Here is a 14,891-nt window from a genome sequence, read left to right on the forward strand (position 1 = left end):
CTTTATTTTTAAGATATCCACTGATTTTCCCCGAAATCCGGTTTTCTTTTTTCAAGGAACGCATTTCTTCCTTCCTGAGCTTCTTCCGTCATATAAGCCAAACGGGTTGCTTCTCCTGCAAATACCTGCTGCCCAACCATTCCGTCGTCTGTAAGGTTCATTGCGAATTTCAGCATTCTGATTGAGGTTGGAGATTTTGCCAATATTTCCTGAGCCCATTCGTAGGCTGTATCTTCTAATTCTGCATGTGGAATTACAGCATTCACCATTCCCATATCCAAGGCTTCCTGAGCGGAATAATTTCTTCCTAAAAAGAATATTTCACGGGCTTTTTTCTGGCCTACCATTTTGGCAAGGTAAGCAGAGCCGTAACCCCCGTCAAAACTGGTTACATCAGCATCAGTCTGCTTGAATACAGCATGTTCTTTACTAGCTAAAGTAAGGTCGCACACCACATGAAGTGAATGTCCTCCACCTACAGCCCATCCGGGAACCACCGCGATAACAACTTTCGGCATGAAACGGATCAAACGCTGAACTTCAAGAATATTCAAACGATGTCTTCCATCTTCGCCTACATATCCCTGATGACCTCTTGCTTTCTGGTCGCCTCCACTACAGAAAGCCCATCCTCCGTCTTTGGCGCTTGGACCTTCTCCTGAAAGCAGAACAACACCTATTGAAGAGTCTTCATAAGCGTCATAAAAAGCGTCATACAGTTCTGAAGTTGTTTTGGGTCTGAAGGCATTTCTCACTTCCGGTCTGTTGAAAGCAATTCTTGCGACCCCGTTACATTTTTTATAGGTAATATCTTCGTATTCTTTGGCGGTTTTCCACTCAATCATTTTGTAAAAATTTTTCTCAAAGATACGGAATTACAAAGAATTTTTAGAGTGAAATTTAATGATAATAAGGGTAAAAATGAGAGATTAATTTCTGATCTTAAAAGCAAAGAAACCGGAACATTACTGCTCCGGTTTCATTTATTATTCAGCTAAGAATTATTATTTTGCTTTTGCTTTAAGCTCTGCTTCTTTAGCTTTCAGTTCTTTAAGTTTATCCATGTTTTTTGTAACAACATAGATTTCTTTCAATGCAGTAAGGGCATCAAGGTTTTCCGGTGCTGCTTTGTACCATCCTTCTGCATATGGAAGTGCTTTCGCAAATCTTTCTCTTCTGGCATCGATCAGCTTAGTAGCTTCATCCGGTTTATCTTTTCTAGAGGCATTGATCTGGTCTACAATTTTAGAATCGTCACCAATTACCGTATAAACAAGATTCTGGTATGCATTGTCAAAATCAGGCTTAACCTCGATTGCTTTTTTGAATGAAGCAACGGCATCTTCTACTGTAGCCGGGTTTTTAGACTGCATTACCCCTAAATTATACCAATTGGTGGCATCACCAGGGTTTTTAGCAAGCTGCTCTTTAAGAGCTCCGATGAATTTCTCAGTGTTTCCTGATTCGTAATATGCAGTTCCCTGAGCATCTTTAAGTTTAGCATTGTTTGGATATTTTGCCAATCCTTTTTCAATGATCACTAATGCATCGTTAGGTTTTTTTGCGTTGAGAAGCAAAGTTGTTAACGTTTCATATAGTTCAGGCTCAACACTTGGCGTCTGCTCAGTTTTAAAATCTGAATAATCAGGATTCTTTTTCATAAGCTCCCAGGTTGCTTTATCCAAAGGTACTACCTGACCGGTTTTTTTCTCTTTAGCAGTATAATTGGTCTGAACACCAGTAAATCCTGAATTAACAAGATCTGTATATATTTTGATGGATTCATCTGTATTATTTGCCAAAGCATAGCTTAACCCTGCATAATACATATATATCTTATCGTCCTGGCCGTTTGTTTTTAATAAGTTATAAACTTCTACAAACTTAGGTGCAGCGGCAGTGTAATTTTTTGCATTATATGCATCCATTGCAGCTTTGTTCGCTTCCTGTAGCTTGGCATTCACATCGTTACCCTTCTGACCGAAAACGAAAGCAGAAGCCACGATTGCTATACCTAAAATGAGTTTCTTCATATTAACTATATTATATTAATTGTATATTTTATTCTTCAGAATCAGAATTCTCATTTTCCTCAGCCGGATTTTCAATTTCAGCCTGAGGTGTTGTACTGTTTTCCTGATTATCAGCTACAATTCCTGTTCCTTCTTCATTTTCTTCAGAATCATCTTCTACATCTTTATCCATTTCTACTTTTGCAATGGCTGCAATTTCGTCATTTTTCTTAAGATTGATCATTCTTACTCCCTGGGTATTTCTTCCCATTACTCTCATTTCATCCATATTCATTCTGATGGCAACACCGGACTTATTGATAATCATCAATCCGTCATCGTCTGTTACATTCTGAATAGCAATCAGATTTCCTGTTTTTTCGGTAATGTTCAGGGTAATTACTCCTTTTCCTCCCCTGTTGGTGATTCTGTAGTCTTCTACAGCGGTTCTCTTACCATATCCTTTTTCGGAAACTACAAGAACTGTTTCTTTTTCTACATCATTCACAACAATCATACCAATTGCCTCGTCATTATCATCCATGGTAATACCGCGTACTCCGATAGAACCTCTACCTACTTCTCTTACTTTTTCTTCAGGGAAACGGATACATTTACCGTTTTTGGTAGCAATCATGATCTGGGAAGTACCGTTGGTAAGGTATGCACCCAATAACTGGTCATTATCCCTGATCTCGATAGCATTAACCCCATTAACTCTAGGTCTTGAGTAAGCTTCAAGAGATGTTTTCTTGATAGTACCGTTCTTGGTAACCATCACCACACTCATTTGGTTTACATATTCAGCATCTTTCAGGTTGTTGGTTCTGATATATGCCTTAATCTTATCATCCTGTTCAATATTGATAAGGTTTTGTACCGCTCTTCCCTTGGATGTTTTTGATCCTTCAGGGATTTCGAATACTCTTAACCAGTAACATCTTCCTTTTTCTGTAAAGAATAGCATGTACTGGTGATTGGTTGCAGAAACGATATATTCAAGGAAATCTTCATCCCTTGTTGTTGCCGCTCTGTTACCTACACCTCCTCTGCTCTGGATTTTGTATTCGGAAAGTGAAGTTCTCTTCACATAACCTGCATGTGAAATAGTAAGAACTACGGCTTCGTTCGGGATGATGTCCTCAATAGACATTTCTCCTCCTGAATAGTCAATTGCAGTTCTTCTTTCGTCACCGTATTTTTCTTTGATTTCAAGCAATTCTTCTTTGATGATCTCAAATCTTCTTGGCTCATTGGCCAAAATATCTTCCAAGTTCATGATCTCTTTCATGATCGCGTCATATTCATCGCGGATCTTGTCGAGCTCCATTCCTGTAAGACGAGCCAATCTCAGATCAAGAATAGCCTGGGCCTGAATTTCAGAAAGCTCAAACGCTTCGATCAAACCTTCTTTTGCGGCCTGTGGATTGGCACTGTGACGGATAATAGAGATTGCCCTGTCTAAGGCATCCTGAGTTCCGATCACTTTCATGAAACCTTCAAGAATATGAGCCCTTTCTTTGGCTTTCTTAAGCTCGTACTGAGTCCTTCTTACAATCACTTCGTGTCTGTGCTCTACGAAATGATGGATGATATCCTTTAAGTTCAATTGCTCAGGTCTTCCTTTAACCAATGCAATATTGTTTACACTGAAAGAAGTCTGAAGTGCTGTATATTTATATAACAGGTTTAAGACAACATTAGGAATGGCGTCATTTTTAAGTTCGTAAACGACACGCAGACCATTTCTGTCCGATTCGTCTCTGATCTCATGAATCCCTGCAATTTTATCATCTTTTATCAATTCAGCTGTTCTGGCAATCATATCTGCCTTATTCACCTGGTAAGGAACTTCTGTAACAATGATCGCATTTCTGTTTCCGATTTCTTCGAAATTCACTTTTGCTCTCAGCACTACTCTTCCTCTTCCTGTATGGAAAGCGTCTCTTACACCGTCGTATCCATAAATGATCCCTCCTGTAGGGAAATCCGGTGCTGTGATGTGGTGCATCAGCTCATCAATAGTGATTTCTCTGTTATCGATATAAGCGCAGATTGCATCAATAGATTCGGAAAGGTTGTGTGGCGCCATATTGGTTGCCATACCTACTGCGATCCCTGAAGTACCGTTTACCAGAAGGTTGGGAACTTTTGTAGGAAGCACGGTAGGTTCCTGTAAACTGTCGTCGAAGTTATTCTGAAAATCAACGGTTTCTTTATCCAGATCTGAAAGAATCTCATCAGAGATCTTTTTCAGTCTTGCTTCGGTGTAACGCATTGCTGCAGGCGGGTCACCATCCATTGAACCGAAGTTACCCTGCCCGTCTACCTGGGGATACCGTAAGCTCCATTCCTGAGCCATTCTCACCATTGCATCATATACTGAGGAGTCTCCGTGCGGGTGGTATTTACCCAAAACATCTCCAACAATTCTTGCAGATTTCAGATATTTTCTGTTAGAAAAAACTCCTAATCCATACATACCATAAAGTACTCTTCTATGAACGGGTTTCAGGCCGTCTCTTACGTCCGGCAGCGCTCTTGAAACGATAACCGACATCGAATAATCGATATAAGACGATTTCATTTCATCAACAATGTTGATAGGAATCAGTCTTTCTCCTTCTTTTTGCATAAACAAATTTTATTATAATGACAGTCAGACCTTTAGCTGTGCGTCTGAAAATTATTTATTTCCAATTTTTATTAACGGGCTAATTTACGAAATTTTTACCGATTTTTGTGCTAGAATTTATCCACAAAATCTTAAAAATTCATAAAATATGAGCTTATTGAGTATAACTTTCCATTGTACTAAAAACAATATTGAAGAATGGGAAAATTATATTGACGAAACACTGGTTCTGATGGCGGAAAACCTTATGGATGTCAATAAATATATTCTGTCTGAGGTAGAAAGCGATTATATAGATGAAGGTAAAAATTACAATCTTCTTCTGATTTTTGATAATGATGACCTCAGGGAAGATTTCATCAAAAGTGAAATGCTGAACATTGCTGAAAGGGTAGAGAAAAAATTCGGAACGGAGGTAATGATTTTCAACACTTTTTTAAATCCTAAAAAATCCAGATTTTAAATACGAATCAAAAGCCCTGAAATTTCAGGGCTTCTTTATTTTTCTCAATCTCTGTGATGTTTGTGTTTTTTGTTCTTATGATGATGACCTCTGTCGTCATAATCATAATAGTACACTCTTTTTTTCACCTGTCCCGGTGCATAGTACCTTGCACTTCCTCCGTACACTTTTTTAGCCTGTCCCGGCGGAAGTCTCCTTACCTGATGATCATGCACTACACATGATGTCATCATCAGCATAACGGTCATTACCCCTGCTATTTTAATTAAACTTTTCATATTTCCTACTTTTCAAATTTCAGGAGGGAAATAACAAGGTTAGTGCCAAAGTAGGTTTATGGGTTGGGAAGTTGGAGGATATATGGATGGTTGCTGATTTAAAGATTTAAGAATTTAAAGATTAAAAAATAGTCATCTGCTTATTTTATCAGATAATCTCGCTTCTCTTTTCCATTAAAATCACATCTTTCCATTGCCCGTTGAGTTTTCCTATTTTTTTCCTGACTCCCACAGTCCTGAATCCGTTTTTCTGGTGAAATTTTACCGAAGCCTCATTCTCAGGAAAAATACTGGCCTGCAGAGTCCAGAAACCATGGTTTTCGCTGTCAAGAATCAGCTTTTTCAGGAGAACTGAGCCTAAACCTTTTCCCTGATAACTATTTTCAAAATAAATGCTTACTTCTGCAACTCCTTTATAACATTCTCTTTTACTTACCGGTTTCAGAGCGCACCATCCTACAATTTCATTGCTTTCATTTTCCAGCACCCAGCGGCAGTCGTTGAAATATTCCATATTCCATGCTTCAACAGTAGGAACTTCTGTTTCAAAAGTGGATATACCTCCTTCCAATCCCTGTCTATAAATTTCCAGCACTCTTTTTTCGTCACCGGGAAGCATTTCTCTTAATTCGTAATTCATACTATTAATGGTATTTTCTTTTATTTTTTCTTTTGATTCTTGAATAATGGGTCTGCTTTTCTTTCTCGTCTTCTGAAATAACGCTTATATTTCCATCCACTTCAAGTATAGAAAGCTTCACGTCTTTTATTTTTTCCACACCATGTTCTCTTATGGCTTCTTCCAGTTCATCCCGGGTTATTTTCACCCTGTTCAGGGCAGGCTGGTCTATTACTCCGTCTCTGATAAGAATAACGGGATCTTCTTCCATAAATGTTTCGAATTTCCGGTTAGAAAACATAAGCCTTTTCAGGATAAAGTTGGCCGCAAACAGAACAAGCGCCGCAATAAGGCCGCCCTGCAGAGAGGTATCCTGACCTACCATTGCATTCTGAACAGCGTTGGAAATAAGGAGAAGCAGCACTATATCCCCTGCATTAAGCTGGGAAAGCTGGTTTTTACCAAAAAGACGGATAGCAATTACCATGAAAAGATAAACGCATAAGGAACGTACTACAACATCAAGAATGGGGTTCACAGATTGTATTTTATAATCAAATGTATAAAATTTTATGATTGGCTGTTCAATTTATTTTTAAACTTAAAAAAACAAAGAATATCTGAAAATATGGCATATGATTTGAGCCTTCAGTAGAAAACAATAAAACAATATCTTCTCATGAAACCCATCTTTTTATATCTAAGTATTTTTTTCTTTTTTACAGCCTGTAAAAAGAATGAACCTCATCCGCAATTATCTTCAGAAGCAGCAATAAGTAAAAAGATAGATAAGCTTTACAGCACCTATGGTAACTCCAATGATGCTCTTTATAACAAGCCGTTTTCCGACAGTCTTTTTTCCCCTGAATTAAAGGCTACACTGGAAGATGCGGTGAATGCATCCAAAGCTGATATTGAAAAGGTAAAGCAAAGTGATCATCCGGATGAGAAGCCTTTACTGTTTGAAGGCGCTGTTTTTTCAAGTTTGTATGAAGGGTATAACAGTTATAAGATAAAGTCTGTCGTTATAGACCCTTCCGGCACTTCGGCAGATGCATCCGTTGCTTTTGAATACAGAATGTCTCCTCCCAAGGTTTCATGGACCGATAAAGTGCATTTGATAAAATCCGGACAGGAATGGAAGGTAGATAATATTGTTTTCGACAGTATAGGAAATTCGAAGGACCTGAAAGCAAGTCTGAAGGATTTCGTTCAAAGTACAAAACAATAATTACATTTCATCATTAAAAAAGCTGCTTTTAAAGCAGCTTTAATTTTTTAAGGACATTGAGAAATCTGCGCTTCGCTGCAAACCACTTTATTGATTCTTTCGCAGTATACACAGTATTGTTTAGGCTGACCTCCGTACACTGATTTTAAATCTGTTTTTGTAAGTTTTTTAAAATTTTTCATATTGTTTTAATTTATGTCTGATAAAATTATAACGAATTCAATTATTCTTTATTATAGTTTCATATTCAAACATTTCATTATTTACAGTTAATTTGTTGTTAAAAACATTACAGACAGGGCAATCCGAGAAGATCCATTTCTGAGCTCCACAACAGTTTTACTTTTCCTTTGGAATCCGTTTCAAAAACGGCTCTTTCCGGAAACTGAACTTCAGAGTCAGAACCTTTCCTGTACCATTTAAAATTATCATAATAGGTAAAATATAAGTTCTTATAGCCTGCAAATACTATCGGGTTATATTTTCCGTGTCCATAATTGTTCTCTGTACTTTCTTTGGAAGCTGATTTTTTTATGGAAAGACTTTCCGCTGAATAGTTTTTACCATACTGTAAAGGAATCTCTTTTTCTGAAGCGATGAGCGGGTTTCCGATCAGGTTTTTATCTGCGTTCAGGATATAGGCTATGTAATCGTTTCCGCATTCATCGGATTTAAAAACGATTCTTTTTACCATACATGATTGCGAGCTTTTTGTTCCGTAAACAAAATACGTGTCTTTCATTTCCTTTTTAAAAGTATCTTCAAACCTTTTGTTATAGATTAATCTGTCCACGGATAATGTATCGTAATATTTATAGTCTTTCATATCTCTGTTATAGATCCAGGGAACAGAATCTTTAACCAGGAAATCTTCATACTTTTCAGATAAAGGAAGATCCTGATTGCCAAACTGAACCGGAATACAGATGGCAATATCTTTATCCGTTAGCTGATATACTCCAAAAACAGAGTTTTTATCTAACTGATATTCTATTTCCCGGGTAATGGTGTCAGTTTTCTGAACAGGTTTTTCAGAAGGTACAACCTTTTCATCTTTTTTACAGGATAAAAGAAATGGCAATAATGCAGGAACTATATATTTTTTCATAATTAATGTTTGGTTATAGGCTGGTTAAAAATAAAAAAAGAATCTGCTTTTGCAAATTCTTTTGAATGTTTAAATTGATTTTCCTTATTCCAGTTCTCTTTTCAAAAACTTTCCGGTAAGGCTTTTCTTGGATTTTACAATTTCTTCAGGAGTTCCCTGGGCAACTATTTGTCCGCCATGTTTTCCGCCTTCCGGGCCTACGTCTATAATATAGTCTGCCATCTTAATTACATCCATATTATGTTCGATGATGATGAATGAATTTCCCAACTCTACCAACTGATTGATAGCATCCATCAGGATTTTCACATCTTCAAAGTGAAGTCCTGTCGTAGGTTCATCTAAAATATAAAGTGTATTTCCGGTCTGTCTTTTTGAAAGTTCCGTAGCCAGTTTGATGCGTTGTGCCTCACCTCCCGAAAGCGTGGTAGACTGCTGTCCAAGCGTAATATATCCTAATCCTACATCCTGTAAAGTTTTCACTTTGACAAAAATCTTAGGAATGGGCTGGAAAAATTCTACGGCCTCGTCAATTGTCATATCCAATACGTCGGAAATAGATTTTCCTTTGTAACGTACTTCCAGTGTTTCCCTGTTGAAACGTTTTCCGTTGCAGGTTTCACAGTGAACGTATACATCGGGCAGGAAGTTCATTTCAATTACCTTTAATCCTCCACCCTGACAGGTTTCACATCTTCCACCTTTTACGTTAAAAGAAAATCTTCCCGGCTTATAACCACGGATCTTACTTTCCGGCAATTCTGCAAACAGATTTCTGATGTCTGTAAACATTCCCGTATAGGTTGCAGGGTTTGAACGTGGTGTTCTTCCGATTGGGGTCTGGTCTACATCAACAATTTTATCAATATTCTCAAGACCTTCAATCTTTTTGTACGGAAGAGGTTCCTGAACTGCTCTGTAAAAATGTTTATTAAGAATCGGGTACAATGTTCCGTTAATCAGGGAAGATTTGCCACTTCCTGAAATTCCGGTTACCACAACCAGCTTTCCTAATGGAATATCAAGGGTAACATTTTTAAGATTGTTGCCCGTAGCGCCTTTCAGAATGATATTTTTGCCGCTTCCTGCTCTTCTTTCCGCAGGAACTTCGATCTTTCTTTTTCCGTTGATATACTGTGCGGTGATGGTATCGGCTTTCAACAGATCTTTCGGTTTTCCCTGCCAAAGTATTTCGCCTCCGAATTTTCCGGCTCTAGGGCCAATATCCAGTACCTCATCGGCCTCTAGGATCATATCTTTATCATGCTCTACGACAAGAACAGAGTTTCCGATATCTCTGAGGTTTTTCAGTGAACTGATAAGTCTTTCATTATCTCTCTGGTGAAGTCCGATACTTGGTTCATCCAGAATATATAATACATTCACAAGCTGTGAACCAATTTGTGTTGCAAGACGTATCCTCTGGGATTCCCCACCGGAAAGTGTTTTTGAACTTCTGCTTAAGCTCAGATAATCCAAACCAACATCCAGAAGGAACTGAAGTCTTGTTTCAATCTCTTTTAAGATCTCGTGGGCAATGATTTTATGTTTTTCTGAAAATTTATCTTTAACATCTGATAACCATTCCTTCAAATCAGACAGGCTTAATGCATTGACCTCAGCAATATTCTTCCCGTCTATTTTGAAGCTTAAACTTGCAGGCTGGAGACGTGTTCCGCCGCATTCCGGACAGGTTTCTTCGGTAGTGAAGTGTCTTTCCAGCAATACGGCTTCATAAGATTCCCTTTCATCAATAATCTCTTCCATAAAGGAGATAAGACCATCGAAGCTTATTTTTATCTTTTTGGTAATCCCTGCATATTTCAGGTCCTTATTAAATTCTTTGTGGCAACCGTTATAAATATAGTCCAGCGCTTCTTCCGGAATATCCTGCATAGGTGTGCCCATTCCCAATCCAAAGATTTCAAGAATATTTTTGATCTGAGAAAGTATCCATTTATTGGATTTAATATCTTCCAACGGTAACAGCCCGCCCTGGTTGATGGACAGTTTAGGATTATCTATAAAATAATCTGTATTGATCTTTTTGATGGTTCCCAGACCTTTACATTCCGGGCAGCTTCCTTTCGGAGAGTTGAAAGAAAAAGTGTTGGGTTCAGGCAGTGCAAGTGAATGGCCGGTTTCAGCATCCATCAGGTTTTTTGAGAAATATTCAATATCCGTGCTTCCCAGTTTCTGTATCCCTATGATCCCCTCGCCCATTTCCATTGCGGTACGCAGGGATTTTTCCATTCTGGACTCGGAGGCGTTTTCACCAATGATCCATCTGTCGATTACAATATCGATATCATGGGTTTTATAACGGTCAAGCTTCAGGTCATACTCTATATCCTGCAGCTCGCCATCAATCCTTGCCTGGCCGTAGCCTTTTTTTGCCATCTGTACAAAAAGCTCATGATAATGTCCTTTTCTGGAACGTACAACGGGAGCAAGCAGCATTATTTTTTCACCTTTATAATTTTCCTTGATGGTTTCCAGGATCTGTTCTTCCGTATAACTTACCAATCTTTTTCCTGTAGAAAGAGAATAGGCATCGGAAACCCTTGCAAACAGGAGACGCAGGAAATCATACAGTTCAGTAACGGTTCCTACGGTAGATCTCGGGTTTTTATTGGTGGTTTTCTGTTCTATGGCAATTACGGGTGAAAGTCCCTCTATCTTGTCTACATCGGGACGTTCCAAACCTCCCAGAAACTGACGGGCATATGCTGAAAATGTTTCAATATATCTACGCTGTCCCTCTGCAAAGATGGTATCAAAAGCCAGAGATGATTTTCCGCTTCCGGAAAGGCCGGTAATTACTACCAGTTCGTTACGCGGGATCTTGACATTAATATTTTTAAGGTTGTGTTCACGGGCGCCGTAAACTTCTATATAGTCTGTTGATTTACTCATAATTTGGTGTGATTCTACATGAAAATCACGATGTGCAAAATTACGGAATTTTATGGAATTGTGTTACCCGGAAAATTTTTATTGAAGTTTAATTTTAGTTAAATTTTTAAAGGGATACAATTGAAATTCACATAGATGTTTTTTAATCCTTCGACTTCACTCAGGATAACATTGCTAATACTGGCTTTCTTTAAAATTATTATAAATAAAAAAGACCGGCACCTTGTACCAGTCTTCTATGAATTTTATATTTATTATTATTTTACAAATGAGTTGTAAGAATTCAGTACAGACTCATAAGAGGAATCAATCTGCTGAATATCACTGTCGGAAATTGTACCGGTTCCCTTGGAATCACGGATTACTTTCCTGTAAGTATCCAAAAAGCCGGATGCATTTTTGTTGAAGCTTTCAAACAATGTTTTTTTGTAAGAATACTGCGGATCTTTCACCGTGAACTCCAGTTTTGAATTGGCTTCTACTGCTTTGGCAAGTTCATCATACTTTTTCTGAGCTTCCGCTTCATTGAACTTTCCTGAATACTGCTTATCCAGTACATCAATATTAGCATCCAGAGCATTCATCACATTTTTAGAAGAGATGATATACTCTTTCATAGGATGATCTTTCAGAATTACTTCTTCAGCAGCATCTGTGGCCGGCTTGATCTTAGCTACTATATTTTCACCTGAAGTAAATAAAGCCTGGGCCTCAGTCTCAATATCCTTTGTTATGGCATCTGCTTTTGCTCCTTTATCATCTTTATAGTCTTCAGAGTTCATATAGGATTTAAGCTCTTCAAACTTTTTCTCTATGCTTTCCCTTTTAGCTTTATAGGTATTGAAATCCGCTTCTATTGCTGATTTGTCTTTTCCGAAACCTGATGGTATTTCCTTGATCTTTCCAAATGAAAAATCCATAGCGCCAATAACAACAGGCATGATCATTACATCACCTCCTTTTGCTTTCACTGAGGCTTCATCTGCATATTTAAGGATGTTTTCTATGTGTTTAGATGTACTTTTATAAGAGTCTAAAAAGTTATTGTTGAAATCAATAATAGCATTAGCTTCGTTTGCACTGCCAAGGTTCAAAACAGATTTACCCAGTTTACTGACGTCTTTTTTACAGCTTATGACACTGACTGATGTAAAGGTCAGGGCCATTGCGAGTACAATAATTTTTCTCATATTTTATAGTTTGTGGGTTGGTTTAGTTATATTTCGTCAAGATCGATATCTTCATTGCTTATTTTCACTACATATTCAATTCCGTCAATAGCTTTTGAAATGATCTGGTTTCTGAGTATATTGGCCATATTTTCCCAATAGGCTCTTCCATAGAAGGAATAATTCTGTGGAATGATCTCTATTTCTACAGTTCTTACAAAGCCTTCTTTCGGGCGGTTGCTGATCATGGTTCCTCTTCTTACCCTTACTTCTTTTACCTCATCTTTCAGAACCATTCTGCAATAATTTTTAACGTCTTCCAGGGAAATGATCTTGTCTCTTGTTGTTAATGCATATCGGTAAGCCTGTATACTGTCTGTGCCTTTCTGCTCCTCGGAACCGCCTATTGTTTCTGTGAGAAGTACAACGGTTTGTGATTTTAACTGGTTAGAAAGCTCTGTTCCCGGGCGCATATGATTAGCAAGCGTACAGTGTGTGATCCAGAAAGAAGCGTAAGTATGGTCTGTTTTTTCCACAGGCTCCATAATGACATAATTCAGTTCCTGCCTGATATTTCTTTTGGCATTGTTCACTTTCTGTACCATGGTCTTCATTTTATCGGACATTTCACTGAGCACTCCTTTAACATTATCCCTGTTCAGAAGTGAAAATGCTGCAATCTCGTCTCTTGTAAGCTCCAGGACATTGGCGATCATGTCAACGGCATTTCTATTGGTGAAACGCTCCATTCCACCTTTTCTTACCGTGTACAGCCCTTTTTTAAGATCATCTGCCGGAGTAAACGGAATTTCCGTATACTTTCTTCCGTCTCCATCCTGAACTTCATCTACATACAGAAAATGTTCTCCTTCATCCGTAACAAGCGGAATATTATTCCCCATGATGTCCAGGCTATACTCAGTCTTTTTCCATCCTCTGTTATAGATAGGAAAAGCATTCATCACAAATGAGAAGTTATCTAAGATCTCAGCAGAAAACTGCGGCGGGAACTCAAAAGTAAGCCACAGATAACGCTTATCTCCTATCTGTTTTCTGATCTCTTCTTTTTCGTTAAGAAAATCCAGATTTTGCGGCAATGCTCCCGGCTCTGAAAACAGGCTTCCAGAAAGTCCTGTGATTTCAATGAATTTATGACGGTAAACGCTTTTTATATCTTCAATGGTTTTATTCCGGATAGACTGCTCCTTAAACATCTGCTCGTATCCGTCCTGCTGATTGTTGGAGAGATAACTCAGTCCTTCTCTTACAAATAAAGGATTCCCATTACTGGTAACGGTGATATAAGGAAGAAGCTTGTATACAAAGTCTATATGCTCAAATGCAGGGTTTGAACAGAATATGCTGATATATTTAGGAACGTTTTCACTCACGTATCTGCTCACATCTATTCCAATGGTTATTTTCCTGTAATCTTCCGGCCTTCCCTGAAAACGTGCTACAGGTATCTTATTAAGCCTGTCGTCCACACTGTAACAGGTGTTTCCTACGAACATTACCGCAGTCTGTATTTTATTGAGTCTTACATTTCCTACCGGTGTAAAAGGAATATTAAGCTGTTTATCAGACTCTGATTTCACAGTAGATGTCATCTGCTTACGGAAAAAGAATTCAGTATGTTCCAGCAGAATTTCAGAAGATTCATAAGGTTGTGTGAAAGCAACTGAATGAGCCGGAATCGGGTGGGTATAAATGGAAGGTGTCAGGAGTTTTGCTAGTTTCTCAAGGATTCTTGCGTTAACGGTCTGAATTTCGTTATTGGCTTTAAAAACCTCTGTACTGAATGCATCTATCAGTAATTTTACAAATGGATCCAGAGACTGAGGGCTTTTCAGTCCCCATACTTTGGTGGCATTCTGGAGCATTCTTGCTTTTACAGATTCTTTGGAATATATATTTTGATCTAAGTTCATAAATTTTTGTGTAGGTGGTTATTAGAAAAGTGTTTAGTCTATTGACATCGGACTTAAAAATAGTTCTGTAGAAAAGCTGAAACGCTCTCCTGTTGCCTCCATTTTTGCATTGATGGCAATTCTTACTTTCTTTTTGATCTCTGTATGCTCTTTGGTATCGTAGCTGTGCTCTACAAATTGAATATGGGCTTCCACCTGGGGCTGTACAATGCGGGGTTCATATTCATGGATCTGTCTTCTGAGGCTTTTAATGAAAACGTTTTCCCAAACAGCGCTGGTAACTCCATTGTCGAATTCCAGATTCCAGACATCGTTTCCATAATTGTCATCATACCTGTTTTCGCCTTTTTTGGTAGTGATCAGAAGCATGATGTTGTGAGCAATGCTTTCGCCCATATCGCAAATATCAATACTTCCTCCTTCGGTCATTAATGCTGAAGGTACAAAAGGCATTCTGTAATTTGGTGTGTCCATAGTCAACTTCTTATTTCATAATCTAATTCTCTATGAAAAGAAATACCAAAATACA

Annotated in this window: 14 protein-coding genes; 2 read left to right on the forward strand and 12 right to left on the reverse strand. The window is 38.2% G+C overall.

The genetic code is table 11. The annotated features are described in order from the left end of the window. Positions 1-8: 8 nt before the first annotated feature. From HNP36_RS06095 to gyrA, 3 genes are all read right to left on the reverse strand, one after another. Positions 9-845: a 1,4-dihydroxy-2-naphthoyl-CoA synthase gene (locus HNP36_RS06095; protein WP_184159387.1), complete on the reverse strand. Its 837-nt coding sequence runs from the start codon at positions 843-845 to the stop codon at positions 9-11. A gap of 159 nt (positions 846-1,004) precedes the next feature. Further along, entirely contained in the window at positions 1,005-2,033 is a 1,029-nt protein-coding gene (locus HNP36_RS06100; RefSeq protein WP_184159385.1) for a tetratricopeptide repeat protein, read from the reverse strand. A 28-nt stretch (positions 2,034-2,061) separates the two neighbouring features. Further along, positions 2,062-4,647 (reverse strand): DNA gyrase subunit A, encoded by a 2,586-nt coding sequence (gene gyrA / locus HNP36_RS06105; RefSeq protein ID WP_184159383.1) that lies wholly within the window; start codon positions 4,645-4,647, stop codon positions 2,062-2,064. 148 nt (positions 4,648-4,795) lie between these two features. Between gyrA and HNP36_RS06110 the strand changes: the two genes are divergently transcribed. Further along, a complete protein-coding gene (locus HNP36_RS06110; protein ID WP_184159382.1) occupies positions 4,796-5,110 on the forward strand; it encodes a DUF4286 family protein in 315 nt (104 codons plus the stop codon). A gap of 44 nt (positions 5,111-5,154) precedes the next feature. Here HNP36_RS06110 and HNP36_RS06115 read toward each other — a convergent pair whose 3' ends face one another. The 3 genes from HNP36_RS06115 to HNP36_RS06125 all read right to left on the reverse strand — a co-directional run bounded on the left by HNP36_RS06115 (position 5,155) and on the right by HNP36_RS06125 (position 6,545). After that, positions 5,155-5,388 (reverse strand): hypothetical protein, encoded by a 234-nt coding sequence (locus HNP36_RS06115; RefSeq protein ID WP_184159380.1) that lies wholly within the window; start codon positions 5,386-5,388, stop codon positions 5,155-5,157. Positions 5,389-5,536: 148 nt separating this feature from the next. Then, entirely contained in the window at positions 5,537-6,028 is a 492-nt protein-coding gene (locus HNP36_RS06120; RefSeq protein WP_184159378.1) for a GNAT family N-acetyltransferase, read from the reverse strand. Positions 6,029-6,032: 4 nt separating this feature from the next. Then, positions 6,033-6,545 (reverse strand): DUF421 domain-containing protein, encoded by a 513-nt coding sequence (locus tag HNP36_RS06125; protein WP_184159376.1) that lies wholly within the window; start codon positions 6,543-6,545, stop codon positions 6,033-6,035. A gap of 141 nt (positions 6,546-6,686) precedes the next feature. Here HNP36_RS06125 and HNP36_RS06130 point away from each other — a divergent pair, with 141 nt between their 5' ends. Beyond that, the gene (locus HNP36_RS06130) at positions 6,687-7,238 is read left to right on the forward strand and encodes a DUF3828 domain-containing protein (RefSeq protein ID WP_184159374.1); all 552 of its coding nucleotides are present in this window, start codon (positions 6,687-6,689) and stop codon (positions 7,236-7,238) included. A gap of 47 nt (positions 7,239-7,285) precedes the next feature. Here HNP36_RS06130 and HNP36_RS06135 read toward each other — a convergent pair whose 3' ends face one another. From HNP36_RS06135 to HNP36_RS06160, 6 genes are all read right to left on the reverse strand, one after another. Then, a complete protein-coding gene (locus HNP36_RS06135; protein ID WP_184159372.1) occupies positions 7,286-7,420 on the reverse strand; it encodes a bacteriocin-like protein in 135 nt (44 codons plus the stop codon). Positions 7,421-7,527: 107 nt separating this feature from the next. After that, positions 7,528-8,346 carry a hypothetical protein gene (locus tag HNP36_RS06140; protein ID WP_184159370.1) on the reverse strand — a complete coding sequence of 273 codons (819 nt, stop codon included), beginning with the start codon at positions 8,344-8,346 and terminating at the stop codon, positions 7,528-7,530. A gap of 84 nt (positions 8,347-8,430) precedes the next feature. Continuing rightward, positions 8,431-11,262, reverse strand: a complete 2,832-nt coding sequence (gene uvrA, locus HNP36_RS06145; protein WP_184159368.1) for an excinuclease ABC subunit UvrA — start codon at positions 11,260-11,262, stop codon at positions 8,431-8,433. Positions 11,263-11,519: 257 nt separating this feature from the next. Continuing rightward, entirely contained in the window at positions 11,520-12,452 is a 933-nt protein-coding gene (locus tag HNP36_RS06150) for a DUF3829 domain-containing protein (protein ID WP_184159366.1), read from the reverse strand. A gap of 26 nt (positions 12,453-12,478) precedes the next feature. Then, positions 12,479-14,362, reverse strand: a complete 1,884-nt coding sequence (locus tag HNP36_RS06155) for a type VI secretion system baseplate subunit TssF (protein WP_184159364.1) — start codon at positions 14,360-14,362, stop codon at positions 12,479-12,481. A 33-nt stretch (positions 14,363-14,395) separates the two neighbouring features. After that, positions 14,396-14,836: a GPW/gp25 family protein gene (locus HNP36_RS06160; protein ID WP_184159362.1), complete on the reverse strand. Its 441-nt coding sequence runs from the start codon at positions 14,834-14,836 to the stop codon at positions 14,396-14,398. Between the last annotated feature and the right edge of the window lie 55 nt (positions 14,837-14,891).

It is taken from the genome of Chryseobacterium shigense, assembly GCF_014207845.1.
GTDB lineage: Bacteria > Bacteroidota > Bacteroidia > Flavobacteriales > Weeksellaceae > Chryseobacterium > Chryseobacterium shigense_A.